Raw genomic sequence first — 14,140 nt, forward strand, 5'->3', positions numbered from 1 at the left:
CGCCCAAAATCTATCAATCCGACCTGCTGATCGGCGCATCATACATCACACGCGAAGGCATCGTTTTTAAGCAAACACCTTATGCGCTGGAGGTTTGAGTATGACCACATTGATTCAAACTGAAATTCCGGATCACCTAGCACGACAGGCGCAATCAATGGTTGAGCGCGGTTGGGCAACAGATGTCAACGCGATTGTCATCGAATCGCTGCGCCGTTACCTCGAATCCCATCAAGAAGCCCTAACTGAGTCATTGATCCGCGATGATGTGGATTGGGGGTTGCATGGCACAGACTGAAAATTTGGTTCAATTGCAAGACAATACAGTTGTGGTCGTAGCAGATGCTGGCCCTTTAATTCATCTTGATGAACTCGACTCGATTTGGTTGTTAGCTGATTTTAATGTTGTTTACGTGCCTGAACCTGTATGGCTCGAAGTAGCATATCATCGACCCGGAGCACTCACGAATCCAGAAGTATCACTACTGAAATCTAAACCAAGATTTATTGAGCAAGTCTCTGCACTCAGAGAAATGTATGCTTTACATGTGGGCGAATATGCGGCGCTGTGTCAGTGTTTCGGATTGACGCATTCAATTTTACTGACGGACGATACCGCCGCACGACTTGCCGCAAAAACGCTTGAGATTTCAGCTCATGGAACGATTGGCCTACTGATTCGCGCTATTCGACGCCACCAACTGAGCGGATATCAAGTCATTGATTTATTAAAACAGATACCAGAACGCTCATCGCTCCATATTCGCCCAGCACTTTTGCGCGATATTATCCAGCAAACTGAGCGGAATTTACGTCTATGACCACCTTCGCGCCCAAAACCTATCAATCCGACCTGCTGACCAGCGTCGAATTATATTTTCGCACTTGCCACGCGCTCGGCTCTCCCGCGCTCGCCTACACCGCCACCACCGAACAGCTTTGGGGCCGAGGCAATCCCTATCATTCCCTGCCCGGCTTTCCGCCTGACATGCCCTATTTTTGCTTGCGCGTCCCGACCGGCGGCGGCAAAACTTGGCTGGCTGCCGCCAGCGTCGCTCGCGTCAACACCCAGCTCCTACGCACCGATCACAGCCTGATTCTCTGGCTCGTGCCTAGCAAATCCATCCGCACACAAACGTTGCGAGCACTGCAAAACCGCCATCATCCCTACCACAGTGCCCTGCGCGACGCTGGCCCGGTCAGCGTCCTCGCTCTCGACGACGCCCGCGCCCTGACTCGCGCCACCCTCGACAGCTCCACCACCGTCATCGTCGCCACCCGCCAAGCCTTTCAGGTCGAAGACGCCGAATGCCGCAAGGTCTACCAATCCAGCGGCGACCTGATGCACCATTTCGACGCGCTTTCGCCGATCCAACGCGCCGCATTGCTCACCGACGGCGACGGTAGCGACCGCATCACGCCCTATTCGCTGGCTAACGTTTTCCGCCTGCGTCGCCCGTTCGTCATCGTCGATGAAGCGCACAACAGCCGCACCGATCTGGCCTTCGAGATGCTGGCGCGACTGCGCCCGAGCGGGATTCTCGAACTGACCGCCACCCCCGATCTGCACCGCACGCCCAGCAATGTGCTGCACAGCGTTTCGGCGCTCGAACTCAAAAACGAGTCAATGATTAAGCTGCCGGTGATGTTGGAGATCGAACCGCACTGGCAACATTGCATCGCCAATGCCCTCGCTCGCCGCGACGCGCTACAGCAACTCGCTGACGCCGAAACCCAAGCCGGAGCGCCCTATCTACGTCCCATCGTGTTGATTCAGGCCGAACCGCGCCGTAGTGGGGTTGAAACGCTGGATGTCGAGCGCGTGAAACAGGAACTCATCACTAATCAAGGTCTGCCCGCTGAAGCCGTCGTCATTGCCACTGGCGACGAACGCGGCTTAGAACAACTCGACGCCGACTATCAACACGGCATCAACGATCCGCGCTGCCCGGTGACGGTCGTGATTACGCAAAAGGCGCTCGCCGAAGGTTGGGATTGCCCCTTTGCCTATATTCTGGTCAGCCTCGCCTCGCTGTCATCGTCCACAGCCGTCGAGCAACTGCTTGGACGCATCTTGCGTCAACCCAATGCTTGCCGCCGCCAAGCGCCGGAACTCAATCAATCGTATGCGTTCGTCGTTTCGCACAACTTCGCCGAAACCGCGCAGGCGTTACGGGATCGGCTGGTATCAGGTGCAGGATTTGAGCGGCGCGAAGTGCGCGAACTGGTCGCCGCCGTGCAACCGGAGCCAGCATGGTTGGACTTGAGCGGACAACCCAACAGGGTGATCGTGCATCCAGTCACTGTCACCCTGACTGAAACCCCCGATCTCAAAGCCGTACCAAAGCCGGTGCGCGATAAGCTCGACTGGGATCAGGTGCATCACACCCTGACCATTCGTGCGCCTCTGAGCGCCGATGAGACCGCCCAGCTCACCGCAACTGTCACCTCAGTCACAGCCATCAACATCCTCACCGAAGCGGCCGCCGCCAGTCGCACCACCGCGATTGAGCTGTTCCAAACGCCCGCCGAGCGCGGCGTCCGGTTTCGCGTGCCACAACTGGCGATCCCAGTACAGGGACGCTTGTGTTTATTTGATGATCCCAGCTTACTCGGTGAACGCTGGGAATTGCCGCTGACTGCCGCCGCGCCAACAGCCGACGATCTCCAACAACTCGACCGCGCCATGCAGTACGCGCAAGGTGGACGACTCGACATCGACGCCACCAGCGGCACGGTCAAAATGGAATTTCTCGCCGATTTGCAGCGCGATCTCGATCTTATCCAGCGGGCCGAATCTTGGGACAGCGTGCGGTTGGCGACTTGGCTCTGTCGCAATCTGCCGGAAGCGTCGTTGATTCATGGCCACAAACGCGCTTTTGTCGCCACTTGGCTGACGGCATTGCTGGCGCATGATGGATTCACGCTGGCGCGCGCGACCCTACAACGCTACCAGATTCGTGACCGACTCGAAGCACAGGTGCGCTACCTGCGCCGCACGGCGGCTGAGACCGCCTATCAACAGGCGCTTTTTAGCGATGCTAGCGCCACGCCACTCACTGTCAGCGATGATTTCAGCTTTGAGTTTCAGCGCCAGCACTATGCACCGCCGCATGATTACGATCCGGCGACCTCGGTTTATGGCCATTTCGATTTTCGCGGGCACTATTACCCGCGTATCGGCGATTTTGACAGCCGCGAAGAATTTGAATGCGCTTGCCAACTCGACATTCTGACCCAACAAGGACGTCTCGCATTCTGGGTGCGGAATTTGGTGCGCACTGAACGCAGAGCCTTTTATCTACAAAAAGCCGACGGGCGTTTTTATCCCGATTTCCTTTGTCAACTCCCGGCATCAAACACCGACCCCGGCCCGGTGCTCGCCGTCGAATACAAGGGCGCAGATCGCTGGGATACGGCCGCACCGGATCGGCTCATTGGAGAACTCTGGGCGAATCTTTCCGCTGGTCGCTGCCGCTTCGTGATGGTGCGAGATAAACGCTGGGATTGGATTGAGGCACAGCTTTAATATCGAACTGCATCGCTTTATCCTGTCCGCGATTGCGCCGATTCTGTTTCGTTATTTTTGAAGTGCTCGCGCATGTTGCGCCATTTAAGGGCTTATTGATGAACCTGTTTTTTGTTCGTGTGATTTCAGTCACAATAAAAACACCGTCGCCAAGCCGAGAAAAATAAAAAATCCGCCCGAATCGGTGAGCGCCGTAATCATCACTGACCCGCCGAGCGCCGGATCGCGTCCAAAACGCTGGCGCACGAGCGGAATCAATACCCCAGCGGTGGCGGCTAATAATAAATTCAGCGTCATTGCGCCGGTCATCACCAATCCTAATTGCCAACTGCCATACAGCGCCCACACAATACCGCCGACCACTCCGCCCCATACTAATCCATTGATAAGCGCCACCCCGACTTCTTTCCCTAATAAGCGCCAAGCTGCCGAGGGTTCAACTTGGCCCATCGCTAATGCGCGGACAATCATCGTAATCGTCTGATTGCCAGCATTGCCGCCAATTCCAGCAACAATCGGCATTAAAGCGGCCAGCGCCACCAATTGCGCAATCGACGTTTCAAACGCATCAATTACCCGCGAGGCGACAAAGGCGGTAATGAGATTGATTGCCAGCCATGCCCAGCGATTGCGTAATGAGCGGGTAATGGGTGCAAAAATATCTTCTTCTTCGCGCAATCCGGCTTGATTGAGTAATTCCGCTTCGGATTCTTCGCGGATGCGATCAACCATATCAGCGACTGTCACCCGCGCAATCACGCGCCGTTCATTGTCAATCACGGGCACGGAAATTAAATCATAGCGTTCAAAGGCGGCGGCGGCTTCGTCAGCATCATCTTCTGGCCGAAAAGTCACCAGTGATTTCGCTTTCATCACCTCAGACACACGCCGCTCGGGATCGTTAATCAGCAAGGATTCGAGCGTTAAAATGCCGCGTAGCCGTTCTTCACGATCAATGACGAATAATTTATCAGTATGATCGGGCAGTGCTTCAAAGCGCCGCAAATACCGCAACACGACTTCTAGGGTCACATCCTCACGCACCGTGACCATATCGAAATCCATAAGCGCCCCAACCGTGTCCTCGGGGTAGGACATGGCGGCGCGGACATGCTCGCGCTCTTCGTGATCGAGTGCTTCGAGCACATCTTCGACCACTTCTGGCGGCAGATCGGGCGCAAGATCGGCCAGCTCATCGGCGTCGAGCGATTCGGCGGCGGCGCGAATTTCGGCGCTGTCCATGACCTCGATCAGCGACGGGCGCACCGCATCTGAGACTTCGAGCAGAATTTCGCCATCCTTGTCGGCCCGCACCAGTTCCCAGACCAGTTGCCGTTGATCGCGGGGCAGGGCTTCGAGAATGTGCGCAATATCAGCCGGATGCAGGCGGTCGAGCTTGCGCCGCAGCCAGCCGATGGTTTGACGATGGGTGATGGAATCGACCAGATCTTGATGCACACCCTGCTGACGGTGCATCAACACTTCGACCAACCGCTGACGGGCGAGCAGTTCGCGGATGTCGCGCAGGTGGCGTTGCAACACATCGGAGTCACGCGGTAATGGCTCGCTCATTTTAGTGGGCCTGTCTGTCAGGCGGGGGTGTATGAAAACCTCAGCACCCTGCTCCGGTTTGCGTTGCTGGTGGCGATGTTTTAGAGCTTTCAAACTATAACTGTTCCATTTTAATTTGAGCAAATGTGTGCAATGCATTGCTCTACACTGAGTTGATATGATCGCCTCTACTACGACCACTAACCATCCAAACCAAAAACCCATGCACCACTGAACCTTGACCCAGCGCCGCCGGTCGAATAGCGTTCCGAGCCAGTGCGCGTCATCATGACTTGCGCTTTTATGGGATCAACACGGCTTATGCACAGACGCTCCATCCTCACCCGCTTCTCCGTCATCCTCTTGCTGCCCATGCTATTACTGCCGTCTCTCGGTGTTCGCGCCGCGTCCGCCGTCCACGAACGCCAACTGGCGAACGGACTGAAAATTCTGGTCAAACCCGATCAACGCGCCCCGATCCTGACCTCACAGGTCTGGTATCGCATCGGGTCGAGCTACGAATACGGCGGACTGACCGGCGTGTCGCATCTCTTGGAGCACATGATGTTTCAGGGCACCGAGCGCCTCGCGCCGGGCGAATTCTCGCGGATCATCGCCGCCAATGGCGGTGAGGAAAACGCTTTTACTGGACGCGATTACACCGCCTATTATCAAAATCTCGCCAGTGATCGGCTCGAAATCGCTTTTGAGCTAGAAGCCGAGCGGATGCGTCATCTCAAGCTCAACGAGAGCGAATTTCTCAAAGAACTCGAAGTGGTCAAGGAAGAGCGGCGGATGCGCACTGACGACGATCCGCAGGCGCTGACCTACGAGCGTTTTAGCGCCACAGCCTATGATGCCTCACCCTATCGCAATCCGGTGATCGGCTGGCCGAGCGATCTGGAACAACTCAGCCTCGCCGATGTGCGCGATTGGTACCGGCAGTGGTATGCGCCCAATAACGCGATTCTCGTGGTCGCTGGGGATGTCGATCCCGAGCGGGTATTCGCGCTGGCTGAACAGTATTTCGGCCCGCTGGCCGCTGAGACCATTCGCCCCCCAAAAACCCAAGCCGAACCCGAGCAACTCGGCGAAAAACGGCTGCGCGTCCAAGCGCCAGCAAAAGAACCCTATCTATTGATGGGTTATAAAACGCCGGTGCTCACCCATGCCGCAGAGTCGTGGGAACCCTACGCGCTCGAACTCTTAGCCTCGATTCTCGACGGCGGCGACAGTGCGCGGCTGGCGCGAGAACTGGTGCGCGGGCAGCAGCTTGCGTCCTCAGTTGGTGCGGGCTATGACGCTTTTTCACGGCTGCCCGGACTGTTTTTATTTGAAGGTGTTCCAGCCAGCGGCCAGACCATCGAGACGCTCGAACGGGCGCTCCGTGAACAGGTCGCACGGGTGCAAGCCGAGCCGGTCACGGCGGCAGAATTGGAGCGCGTGCGCAATCAAGTGATCGCCGCCAAAGTCTTTGAACGCGATGCGCTGTTTTATCAAGCGATGCAAATCGGACTGCTGGAAACTATCGGCCTCGATTGGCAACTCGCTGATAGCTATGTTGATCGCCTCGCCGCCATCACGCCCGAGCAAATTCAGGCCGTCGCGCAACGCTATCTCACGCCTGAGCGCCTGACGGTCGCCATGCTCGATCCGCAGCCGCTGGATGCGACCACGCAGGCCGCCGCGCCGCCTCATGCTGGAGGACAGTATCATGTGCAGTGAACGACAAGCCGAGCGCCTCGACCGCGCCGTGCGTACCCTGAGCGCGTGGTTAGCGGGCACGCTGCTGCTGGCCAGCCCGCTGGTACAGGCCACGCCCGAGATTCAAAGCTGGCGCACCGAAAACGGCACGCGGGTGTTCTTCGTCGCCGCGCCGGATATTCCGATGGTCGATGTGCAGTTCGTCTTAGCCGCTGGCAGTGCCCACGATGGGGCGCAGTCTGGATTAGCGTCGCTGACGGCGGCAATGTTGAGCGAAGGCGCGGGCGATTGGACAGCCGATGCCATTGCCGAGCGGTTCGATCAGGTCGGCGCGATTTTTAGCGCCAGCGTGGATCGGGATAAAACCATCCTCAGCCTGCGCACGCTGACCCGAGCAGCGGCCTTTGATACCGCGCTTGACACCTTTGCTATGCTGATCGCCCGCCCGACTTTTGCGCCGGACGAATTAGAGCGCGTGCGGCAGAATCGCTTGATCGCCTTGCGGCAGGATGATGAATCGCCGCGCAGTGTTGCCAGCAAAGCCTTTTATCGCGCTGTGTTTGGGGCGCATCCCTATGCCGCCGATCCCGCTGGCACGCCGGAGTCGATCACCGCCTTAACCCGCGCCGATTTAGTCGCCTTTCATGCGCGGCAGTATGTCGGCGCAAATGCGGTGCTGGCGCTGGTCGGTGATCTGACCCGCGCTCAAGCTGAAGCATTGGCACAGCGCGTGGTCGCCGGTTTGCCCGCTGGTGAGCCGGTCGCGCCACTGCCAGCGGTGCCGGAGCTGGAACGCGGCACGTTGAACGCCATCAGCTTCCCGTCGAGTCAAACCACGCTGCTCGCTGGTCAGCCGGGGCTGCGGCGCGGCGATCCCGATTATTTTGCGCTCTATGTCGGCAATCACATTTTGGGCGGGAGCGGTCTAGTCTCGCTGCTGATGAACGAGATCCGCGAACAGCGCGGCCTGTCCTATAGCACCTATAGCTATTTCCTGCCGCTTGCCCAGCTTGGGCCGTTCATCATGGGTTTGCAGACGCGCAACGATCAGGCCGAACAGGCGCGAGTGGTGCTGCTCGATACGCTCAAACGGTTCATCACTCAGGGGCCGACGGCGGCGGAATTGACCGCTGCCAAGCAAAATATTACCGGCGGTTTTCCGCTCAAAATTGCTAGTAATGGCGATATCGTCGGCTATCTTGCGGTGATCGGGTTTTATAACCTGCCGCTGGATTATCTGGCGCGGTTCCGCGAGCGCATCGAAGCCGTCACCGCCGCGCAGATTCAGGATGCGTTTCAGCGGCGCGTGCATCCCGAGCGGCTGGCGATTGTCAGCGTTGGTGCCGCGCCCGCAGATGCGACCGCAACTCGTGGCACGCCCTAAGCCGCGTCCGGCCAATCAACTGCGGCTCATCGGCGGCGACTATCGCGGTCGCCGTCTGAGCTTTCCCGATCAGCCCGGCCTGCGCCCGACGGCGGATCGGGTGCGCGAGACGCTGTTTAATTGGGTCGCGCCTCGGATCGCGGGCGCACGCTGTCTGGATCTGTTCGCCGGCAGTGGGGCGCTGGGATTTGAGGCGCTGTCACGCGGAGCGCGGGCGGTGGTGATGCTCGAACAGGCTCCAGCAGTGGCGCGGCAATTGCGTGAGAATGCCGAGCGGCTGGGCGCGACGGCGGTGCAGGTGCATCAGGCTGATGCGTTGCGCTGGCTGGAACTGGAGCGGGTGCGCGAACCATTCGATCTAGTGTTTCTCGATCCGCCCTTTGCGGCAGATTTATTGGCTCCGGCGCTAGAACGGCTCGACCGTTGCGGCTGGCTCGCGCCCGAGGCGCAGGTCTATCTGGAAACCGCCGCGCAGACTGGCTTTCCGGCATTGCCCGTCGGCTGGGAGTTGATCCGCGACAAACGCGCCAGTCAGGTGCGCTATGGATTAGCGGTCACAGCGGCACAGTTGTCAAAATAAACCGCGCCACCTCATCATCCCCAATCCGCTGACCTGGCTCGCCGCCGGTGAGTCGATGCACCGCAACCGCAGGCAACACCGCCTGCACATCTTCTGGGATCACATAATCGCGTCCGGCCAGCAGCGCCCAAGCTTTGGCCGCGTGCAGCAGCCCGATTCCGGCTCGCGGCGAGAGTCCATAAGCAAAACGCTCCGAAGCGCGGGTGAATTGCAGAATCGCGTGGATATAGTCGATGATCGGCGGCGCAGCGTGAATGCGTAACACCGATTGTTGCAAAGCCAGCAATTCGGCATTGGTCAGCGCCGGTTGTTGACGGGCGACCAGCTCGCGCCGATCTTCGCCAGCTAATAACGCTTTTTCCTGATCCGCCGCCGGATAGCCGAGATGAATCCGCATCAAAAAGCGATCAAGCTGCGATTCCGGCAGCGGAAAGGTGCCGACCTGAAACAGCGGATTTTGCGTTGCAATCACGAAAAAGGGTTCGGGCAGGCGGCGCGTTTCGCCCTCGACTGTGACCTGACGCTCTTCCATCGCTTCGAGCAGGGCGCTTTGCGCTTTGGGCGTGGCGCGGTTGATCTCATCAGCGAGAATTAGTTGCGAAAAGATCGGGCCAGCATGAAAACGGAAGCTCTCCGAAGCCCGATCATAGACTGAGACGCCGATCACATCAGCGGGCAGCAGATCGCTGGTGAACTGAATGCGCGAATAATCCAGTCCGAGCAGCCGCGCCAGCAGATGCGCGAGCGTGGTTTTGCCGACGCCGGGCAGATCCTCAACCAGCAGATGACCGCGTGCCAGCAAACAGGCCAGCGCCAGCCGCAGTTCATGATCTTTGCCGAGGATGACCGCGCCGGCTGCGTTTAGGATGTGTTCGGGGAGGCTGGGATTGGGGGTGGTGGGCATGTGGGCGGCTCAGGTACTGGGCGACATAGCACCTAATAATAGTCGATATAAAACGCAAGCATCGCAAGGCTATGCGCGATAGATCGCTAACTTAAGCGCCTACCGTCGCTTGCTGGTAGTATCAGCATTTGATACTGTTTGGCGATGAACAGCACACAGCGCAAAACGTTAGCCGCTATTTTTGCCAATCCCGTCAATGGCAATCTACCCTGGCGGCGTATTGAATCACTGTTTATGGCGCTCGGTGCTGATCGGGATGAAGGCTCAGGTTCGGCGGTAACCTTCTTTCTCAACGGCCAGCGCGCCGACTTCCATCGACCGCATCCGCATCAAGATGCGCTGAAATATCGCATCAAGGCCGCACGCGAATTTCTCCAAAACGCCGGTATTCAACCACCATGAACGCCATGACTTATCGCGGCTATGCCGCACGCATCGCTTATGACGCTGAGGATCGCATCTTTGTCGGTCGTCTGGCCGGAATCAAAGATATTGTCGTGTTTCACGGAACGACCGTGGATGAATTAGAAACCGCGTTTCATGAAACCGTCGATCATTATCTTGAAGTCTGTGAGCGCACCGGACGCCCAGCGCAAAAGCCCTATTCTGGCCGTTTACTGCTGCGGCTCGATCCCGAAACCCATGCGGCAATGGCTGTCGCCGCTGAGTTGGCAGGCGTGAGCCTCAATCAGTGGGCGGCCAGCACCCTGCGCGAGGCCGTGCAACACTAAAACATAGCGGCTGGCGCTTCGGTTCCAGCGTCCTGTTATTCCTTCTTTATAAACCGGCTTTTCCCCATGCTTGCAAGCGATATCTATGACGTGATTGTCGTCGGCGGCGGTCACGCGGGCACTGAAGCGGCACTCGCGGCGGCGCGGTGTGGCGTGCGCACCCTGCTGTTGACGCAAAACATCGAAACCCTCGGCCAGATGAGCTGCAATCCAGCCATCGGCGGCATCGGCAAGGGCCATCTGGTGCGCGAGATCGACGCGCTCGGCGGGCTGATGGCGCGGGCGACGGATCGCGCCGGGATTCAGTTTCGCATCCTCAATGCCAGCAAAGGGCCAGCGGTACGCGCCACCCGCGCTCAGGCTGATCGTCTGCTCTATAAAGCAGCGGTGCGTTCGGCACTAGAAAATCAGCTTGGGCTGACGCTGTTTCAACAGTCGGTCGAAGATCTGCTCGTCGAAGGCGAGCGCGTCAGCGGCGTGCGCACGCAGATGGGGCTGGAGTTTCGTGCGCGGGCAGTGGTGCTCACGGTCGGGACGTTTCTCGGCGGGCGGATTCATATCGGGCTGTCGAATTATGAGGGCGGTCGCGCTGGTGATCCGCCATCGAATGGGCTGGCGCGACGCCTGCGCGAGCTGCCGTTTCGCATCGAGCGGCTCAAGACTGGCACGCCGCCGCGTCTCGATGCCCGCACCATTGATTACAGCCGACTCGCCGAGCAGCCGGGCGATGCGCCGGTGCCGGTGTTTTCCTTCATGGGACGAGCGGAAGATCACCCGCATCAGGTCAGTTGTCATATCACGCACACCAGCGAGCGCACCCACGACATCATCCGCTCGGGGCTATCGCGCTCGCCGCTGTTTACCGGCGTGATCGAAGGGGTCGGGCCGCGCTACTGTCCGTCGATTGAAGACAAGATCGTGCGCTTTGCTGACAAAACCGCGCATCAGATTTTTCTCGAACCCGAAGGGCTGACCACGCACGAGGTCTATCCGAACGGCATCTCGACCAGTCTGCCCTATGACATTCAGGAGGCACTGGTGCGCTCCATCGTCGGGCTGGAACGGGCGCATTTGACACGGCCCGGCTATGCAATTGAATACGATTTTCTCGATCCGCGTGATCTCAAGCCGTCGCTGGAGACGCGCCCGCTGGCGGGCTTGTTTCTCGCTGGTCAGATCAATGGGACGACGGGTTATGAAGAGGCGGGTGCGCAGGGATTGCTTGCCGGTGTCAATGCGGCGCTTCAGGTGCAGGGCCGCGATCCCTGGCATCCGCGCCGCGATGAATCCTATCTGGGCGTGATGGTTGACGATCTGATTACACGCGGGACGAATGAGCCGTATCGCATGTTCACCAGTCGGGCGGAGTATCGACTGCTGCTGCGCGAGGATAACGCCGATCTGCGGTTGACTGAGATCGGGCGGCAGTTGGGATTAGTCGGTGACGAGCAATGGCGGGCGTTTGCGCACAAGCGCGAGTCGCTGGAACGCGAGCGCCAGCGTCTGCATGACACCTGGGTGCGACCGGAGACGCTCGATCCGGCGCGGGCGCTGTTGGTGCTCGGCGAGCCGCTCCGCCGTGAAGCGCGGGCGTTGGAGTTGCTGGCGCGGCCCAATGTCGGGTATGCGGGGATTCGGGTGCTTACGGGTGAGCCGCCGGAGCCGGTCGCGCCCGAGGTCGCCGAGCAGTTGGAGATTCAAACGCGCTATGCCGGCTATATCAGTCGTCAGTGCGCCGAGATTGAGCGTCAACGCGAGCAGGAGCGCAAGCCGTTGCCCGATGGGTTTGACTATACGCAGGTGCGCGGGCTGTCGGTTGAGGTGCGCGAGAAGCTGATGCGGGTGCGTCCGGCGACGATTGGTCAGGCGGCGCGGATTCCGGGGGTGACGCCAGCGGCGGTGTCGCTGTTGTTGATTTATTTGAAGCGGCTGGGTGGTACTTCAACGGCGCATGTTGTTGAATGTTAGATTCCTGACCTACGCCGCTAGATGGGTTTCACGGCCAACAAGCGTTACAGCAATCGTCAAGATTATCGCGTGGCCGTTCTATCCATCCTACCTTGCTATTTATTGTTATTTCCAGCAAGGCTTTTGAGAATATGCTTTGCTAAATGCTCATTGATGTCGTTATGTCTAGGCACCGGTTCTGATGCACCTGTTGTTGGATTATGATAAATATCATGCTTTTTACCGTGCCGTAAAAGCAAGCAGCCGTGATTTATCAATAACTCAATCAACTTTTGTCTTTTCACGCGACTTCCATTTCCGCTACTCGTTTGATGCCTGGAATTTCCTCAGAGCTAAACAGCTCGCACAGATCTGCAAGGTGATCTTTTAGATCACTTAAATCATTTCCTTGTGTCCAGTGATCAGGGTATTCATTTAAGTACCCTAAATATGTTTCATCGGAAGTTTTCCAATATGTAAAATTCATTTTTTTCATTGGTTATACCTTATGAGTGATAACGCCAAGCTCACCGGCGGAGCGTTAGCGGAGTCCGCTGGAGCGTTGAGTTAGGCTGGTTGATGTCTTAGCCACTTCCAGCAAATACCGAAGTGCTTTGTTTACCGCTTCATCATTCGGAAAAGCTTCTGCAATATCAGGCTCAAGAAGCACTAAATTGGTTTCTTCTTTGATCCGGTTTGCATATTTACCACGCACGATTTCACCGAAATCTGATCGTTTGTATTCTGGTCTGAGTTCGTCAGCCATCTCTGATTTAACCTTCTTCATAAATTTGCCTCTCAATATTAGTCGTTAGTCGTGCCGAAATGATGCGAATCGCATTACCTCTATTGGTATGTGCCACCGTCAGTAATCGTCCTTGAGAGGAAACGCCAAAGGTTACAAATCGTTCCTCGTCATCTGAATGGTCTGGGTCATGCGCAGTAGCCGAAAATACATCGCGTAATGCACTGCTCGCTTCTTCAAAGGTAACACCATGTTTGTATCGGTTTGCTGCCGCTTTTTTCGGATCCCATTCAAAATGAATATTTCATGACTCTTTTAGCTTCCATTCAGCGGAACGCCTTGCTGTATTAGACTGTAAATTGTAGTAAATTGTAGTATGGGTAGAGCAAAGCGAAACCCATCATTTCGCATCTGCTGAGATGAACGATGGGTTTCACGGCCAATAAGCGTTACAGCAAACATCAAGCTTATCGCGTGGCCGTTCTACCCATCCTGCCTTGCTAACGCCAAGCTCAGCCGAGCCGGTTGAGCGAGAGCGAAACCGGCTTCGGCTGGAGCACCGTGTTAGGCGATTTTATGGATTAGATTAAAGTTGTACCGTATGAACGAGCCAAGCCAAGAAAAACAGCCACTTGCCTAACGAAGAATCAAAGACTTAGGTTTCGCTCGGTACAACTCTATTGTTTTTTCAGAATTAAACCGAACCTGACCCGTTTTATTACCCGTTTTATTCTGCGTTTTATTCTGACCCGTTTTATTCCACCCGTTTTATTCCGTTTTATTCTAGATGGGTTTCACGGCCAACAAGCGCTACAGCAACCATCAAGGTTATCGCGTGGCCGTTCTACCCATCCTACTTTGCTATCTCTTCGCTTTTTTCGATTTCGCCTTCATAGGTATAGTATCTGGTTTTGCCGCCTTCACTGACTATCCAAACTTCGTGCGCACCTTTGGATAGATATATACTAACCTGATACCGATTTTTCGTTTTTGACAATTAACCGATAATAGAAAAATTCTCTGTCAGCAAAGAACGCAGCTCGCTTTTGTATTGACTTGGGTTCG

Annotated in this window: 15 protein-coding genes; 9 read left to right on the top strand and 6 right to left on the bottom strand. The window is 56.9% G+C overall.

Features of this window, described 5'->3' with window-relative positions:
- The first annotated feature begins 100 nt into the window (after positions 1-100).
- From BLW10_RS02245 to BLW10_RS02255, 3 genes are read left to right on the top strand one after another with little or no spacing between them, the layout of a single operon-like run.
- Positions 101-298, top strand: coding sequence for a CopG family transcriptional regulator (locus tag BLW10_RS02245; protein WP_091332030.1), 198 nt, complete (start codon positions 101-103; stop codon positions 296-298).
- Positions 285-821, top strand: coding sequence for a PIN domain-containing protein (locus tag BLW10_RS14095; RefSeq protein ID WP_218139682.1), 537 nt, complete (start codon positions 285-287; stop codon positions 819-821). Before BLW10_RS02245 ends, BLW10_RS14095 begins: the two co-directional genes overlap by 14 nt.
- Positions 818-3,529 carry a DEAD/DEAH box helicase family protein gene (locus tag BLW10_RS02255; protein ID WP_091332032.1) on the top strand — a complete coding sequence of 904 codons (2,712 nt, stop codon included), beginning with the start codon at positions 818-820 and terminating at the stop codon, positions 3,527-3,529. The genes BLW10_RS14095 and BLW10_RS02255 overlap by 4 nt, the downstream gene beginning before the upstream one ends.
- Before the next feature lie 129 nt (positions 3,530-3,658).
- On the opposite strand, the gene mgtE is transcribed toward BLW10_RS02255, so the two are convergent.
- A complete protein-coding gene (mgtE, locus tag BLW10_RS02260) occupies positions 3,659-5,101 on the bottom strand; it encodes a magnesium transporter (RefSeq protein WP_091332033.1) in 1,443 nt (480 codons plus the stop codon).
- 300 nt (positions 5,102-5,401) lie between these two features.
- On the opposite strand from mgtE, the gene BLW10_RS02265 reads away from it, so the two are divergent.
- Genes BLW10_RS02265 through rsmD form a run of 3 tightly spaced genes read left to right on the top strand, consistent with a single transcriptional unit; the run spans position 5,402 to position 8,748 of the window.
- A complete protein-coding gene (locus BLW10_RS02265; RefSeq protein ID WP_091332035.1) occupies positions 5,402-6,805 on the top strand; it encodes a M16 family metallopeptidase in 1,404 nt (467 codons plus the stop codon).
- Positions 6,795-8,168, top strand: a complete 1,374-nt coding sequence (locus BLW10_RS02270) for a M16 family metallopeptidase (protein ID WP_091332036.1) — start codon at positions 6,795-6,797, stop codon at positions 8,166-8,168. Before BLW10_RS02265 ends, BLW10_RS02270 begins: the two co-directional genes overlap by 11 nt.
- Complete coding sequence (gene rsmD / locus BLW10_RS02275) at positions 8,140-8,748, top strand: 16S rRNA (guanine(966)-N(2))-methyltransferase RsmD (RefSeq protein ID WP_091332038.1); 609 nt, start codon at positions 8,140-8,142, stop codon at positions 8,746-8,748. The genes BLW10_RS02270 and rsmD overlap by 29 nt, the downstream gene beginning before the upstream one ends.
- Here rsmD and BLW10_RS02280 read toward each other — a convergent pair.
- Positions 8,723-9,652, bottom strand: coding sequence for an AAA family ATPase (locus BLW10_RS02280; protein WP_091332040.1), 930 nt, complete (start codon positions 9,650-9,652; stop codon positions 8,723-8,725). The genes rsmD and BLW10_RS02280 overlap by 26 nt on opposite strands.
- Before the next feature lie 144 nt (positions 9,653-9,796).
- Between BLW10_RS02280 and BLW10_RS02285 the strand changes: the two genes are divergently transcribed.
- The 3 genes from BLW10_RS02285 to mnmG all read left to right on the top strand — a co-directional run bounded on the left by BLW10_RS02285 (position 9,797) and on the right by mnmG (position 12,351).
- Entirely contained in the window at positions 9,797-10,054 is a 258-nt protein-coding gene (locus BLW10_RS02285) for a type II toxin-antitoxin system HicA family toxin (RefSeq protein ID WP_091332041.1), read from the top strand.
- On the top strand, positions 10,051-10,383 hold the full coding sequence (locus tag BLW10_RS02290) for a type II toxin-antitoxin system HicB family antitoxin (protein ID WP_091332043.1): 333 nt from the start codon (positions 10,051-10,053) through the stop codon (positions 10,381-10,383). The genes BLW10_RS02285 and BLW10_RS02290 overlap by 4 nt, the downstream gene beginning before the upstream one ends.
- Positions 10,384-10,449: 66 nt before the next feature.
- Complete coding sequence (gene mnmG / locus BLW10_RS02295; protein WP_091332045.1) at positions 10,450-12,351, top strand: tRNA uridine-5-carboxymethylaminomethyl(34) synthesis enzyme MnmG; 1,902 nt, start codon at positions 10,450-10,452, stop codon at positions 12,349-12,351.
- 95 nt (positions 12,352-12,446) lie between these two features.
- Here mnmG and BLW10_RS14465 read toward each other — a convergent pair whose 3' ends face one another.
- From BLW10_RS14465 to BLW10_RS02315, 4 genes are read right to left on the bottom strand one after another with little or no spacing between them, the layout of a single operon-like run.
- A complete protein-coding gene (locus tag BLW10_RS14465) occupies positions 12,447-12,635 on the bottom strand; it encodes a type II toxin-antitoxin system HicA family toxin (protein ID WP_091332046.1) in 189 nt (62 codons plus the stop codon).
- Positions 12,632-12,826: a hypothetical protein gene (locus BLW10_RS02305; RefSeq protein WP_091332048.1), complete on the bottom strand. Its 195-nt coding sequence runs from the start codon at positions 12,824-12,826 to the stop codon at positions 12,632-12,634. The genes BLW10_RS14465 and BLW10_RS02305 overlap by 4 nt, the downstream gene beginning before the upstream one ends.
- Positions 12,827-12,871: 45 nt before the next feature.
- Entirely contained in the window at positions 12,872-13,117 is a 246-nt protein-coding gene (locus BLW10_RS02310) for a hypothetical protein (protein ID WP_177168963.1), read from the bottom strand.
- Positions 13,104-13,376: a BrnT family toxin gene (locus BLW10_RS02315; RefSeq protein ID WP_091332050.1), complete on the bottom strand. Its 273-nt coding sequence runs from the start codon at positions 13,374-13,376 to the stop codon at positions 13,104-13,106. The genes BLW10_RS02310 and BLW10_RS02315 overlap by 14 nt, the downstream gene beginning before the upstream one ends.
- Positions 13,377-14,140 lie beyond the last annotated feature (764 nt).

Source organism: Allochromatium warmingii (assembly GCF_900107145.1).
GTDB classification, from domain to species: domain Bacteria; phylum Pseudomonadota; class Gammaproteobacteria; order Chromatiales; family Chromatiaceae; genus Thermochromatium; species Thermochromatium warmingii.

Bases quoted from the DNA above. Each gene is read 5' to 3' on its own strand.
- rsmD (WP_091332038.1), top strand. From the start codon at position 8,140: ATGCGACCGCAACTCGTGGCACGCCCTAAGCCGCGTCCGGCCAATCAA.
- BLW10_RS14095 (WP_218139682.1), top strand. From the start codon at position 285: ATGGCACAGACTGAAAATTTGGTTCAATTGCAAGACAATACAGTTGTG.
- BLW10_RS02255 (WP_091332032.1), top strand. From the start codon at position 818: ATGACCACCTTCGCGCCCAAAACCTATCAATCCGACCTGCTGACCAGC.
- BLW10_RS02265 (WP_091332035.1), top strand. From the start codon at position 5,402: ATGCACAGACGCTCCATCCTCACCCGCTTCTCCGTCATCCTCTTGCTG.
- BLW10_RS02280 (WP_091332040.1), bottom strand. From the start codon at position 9,652: ATGCCCACCACCCCCAATCCCAGCCTCCCCGAACACATCCTAAACGCA.
- mnmG (WP_091332045.1), top strand. From the start codon at position 10,450: ATGCTTGCAAGCGATATCTATGACGTGATTGTCGTCGGCGGCGGTCAC.
- BLW10_RS02290 (WP_091332043.1), top strand. From the start codon at position 10,051: ATGAACGCCATGACTTATCGCGGCTATGCCGCACGCATCGCTTATGAC.
- BLW10_RS02310 (WP_177168963.1), bottom strand. From the start codon at position 13,117: ATGAAGAAGGTTAAATCAGAGATGGCTGACGAACTCAGACCAGAATAC.
- BLW10_RS02245 (WP_091332030.1), top strand. From the start codon at position 101: ATGACCACATTGATTCAAACTGAAATTCCGGATCACCTAGCACGACAG.
- mgtE (WP_091332033.1), bottom strand. From the start codon at position 5,101: ATGAGCGAGCCATTACCGCGTGACTCCGATGTGTTGCAACGCCACCTG.
- BLW10_RS02305 (WP_091332048.1), bottom strand. From the start codon at position 12,826: ATGAAAAAAATGAATTTTACATATTGGAAAACTTCCGATGAAACATAT.
- BLW10_RS02270 (WP_091332036.1), top strand. From the start codon at position 6,795: ATGTGCAGTGAACGACAAGCCGAGCGCCTCGACCGCGCCGTGCGTACC.
- BLW10_RS02285 (WP_091332041.1), top strand. From the start codon at position 9,797: ATGAACAGCACACAGCGCAAAACGTTAGCCGCTATTTTTGCCAATCCC.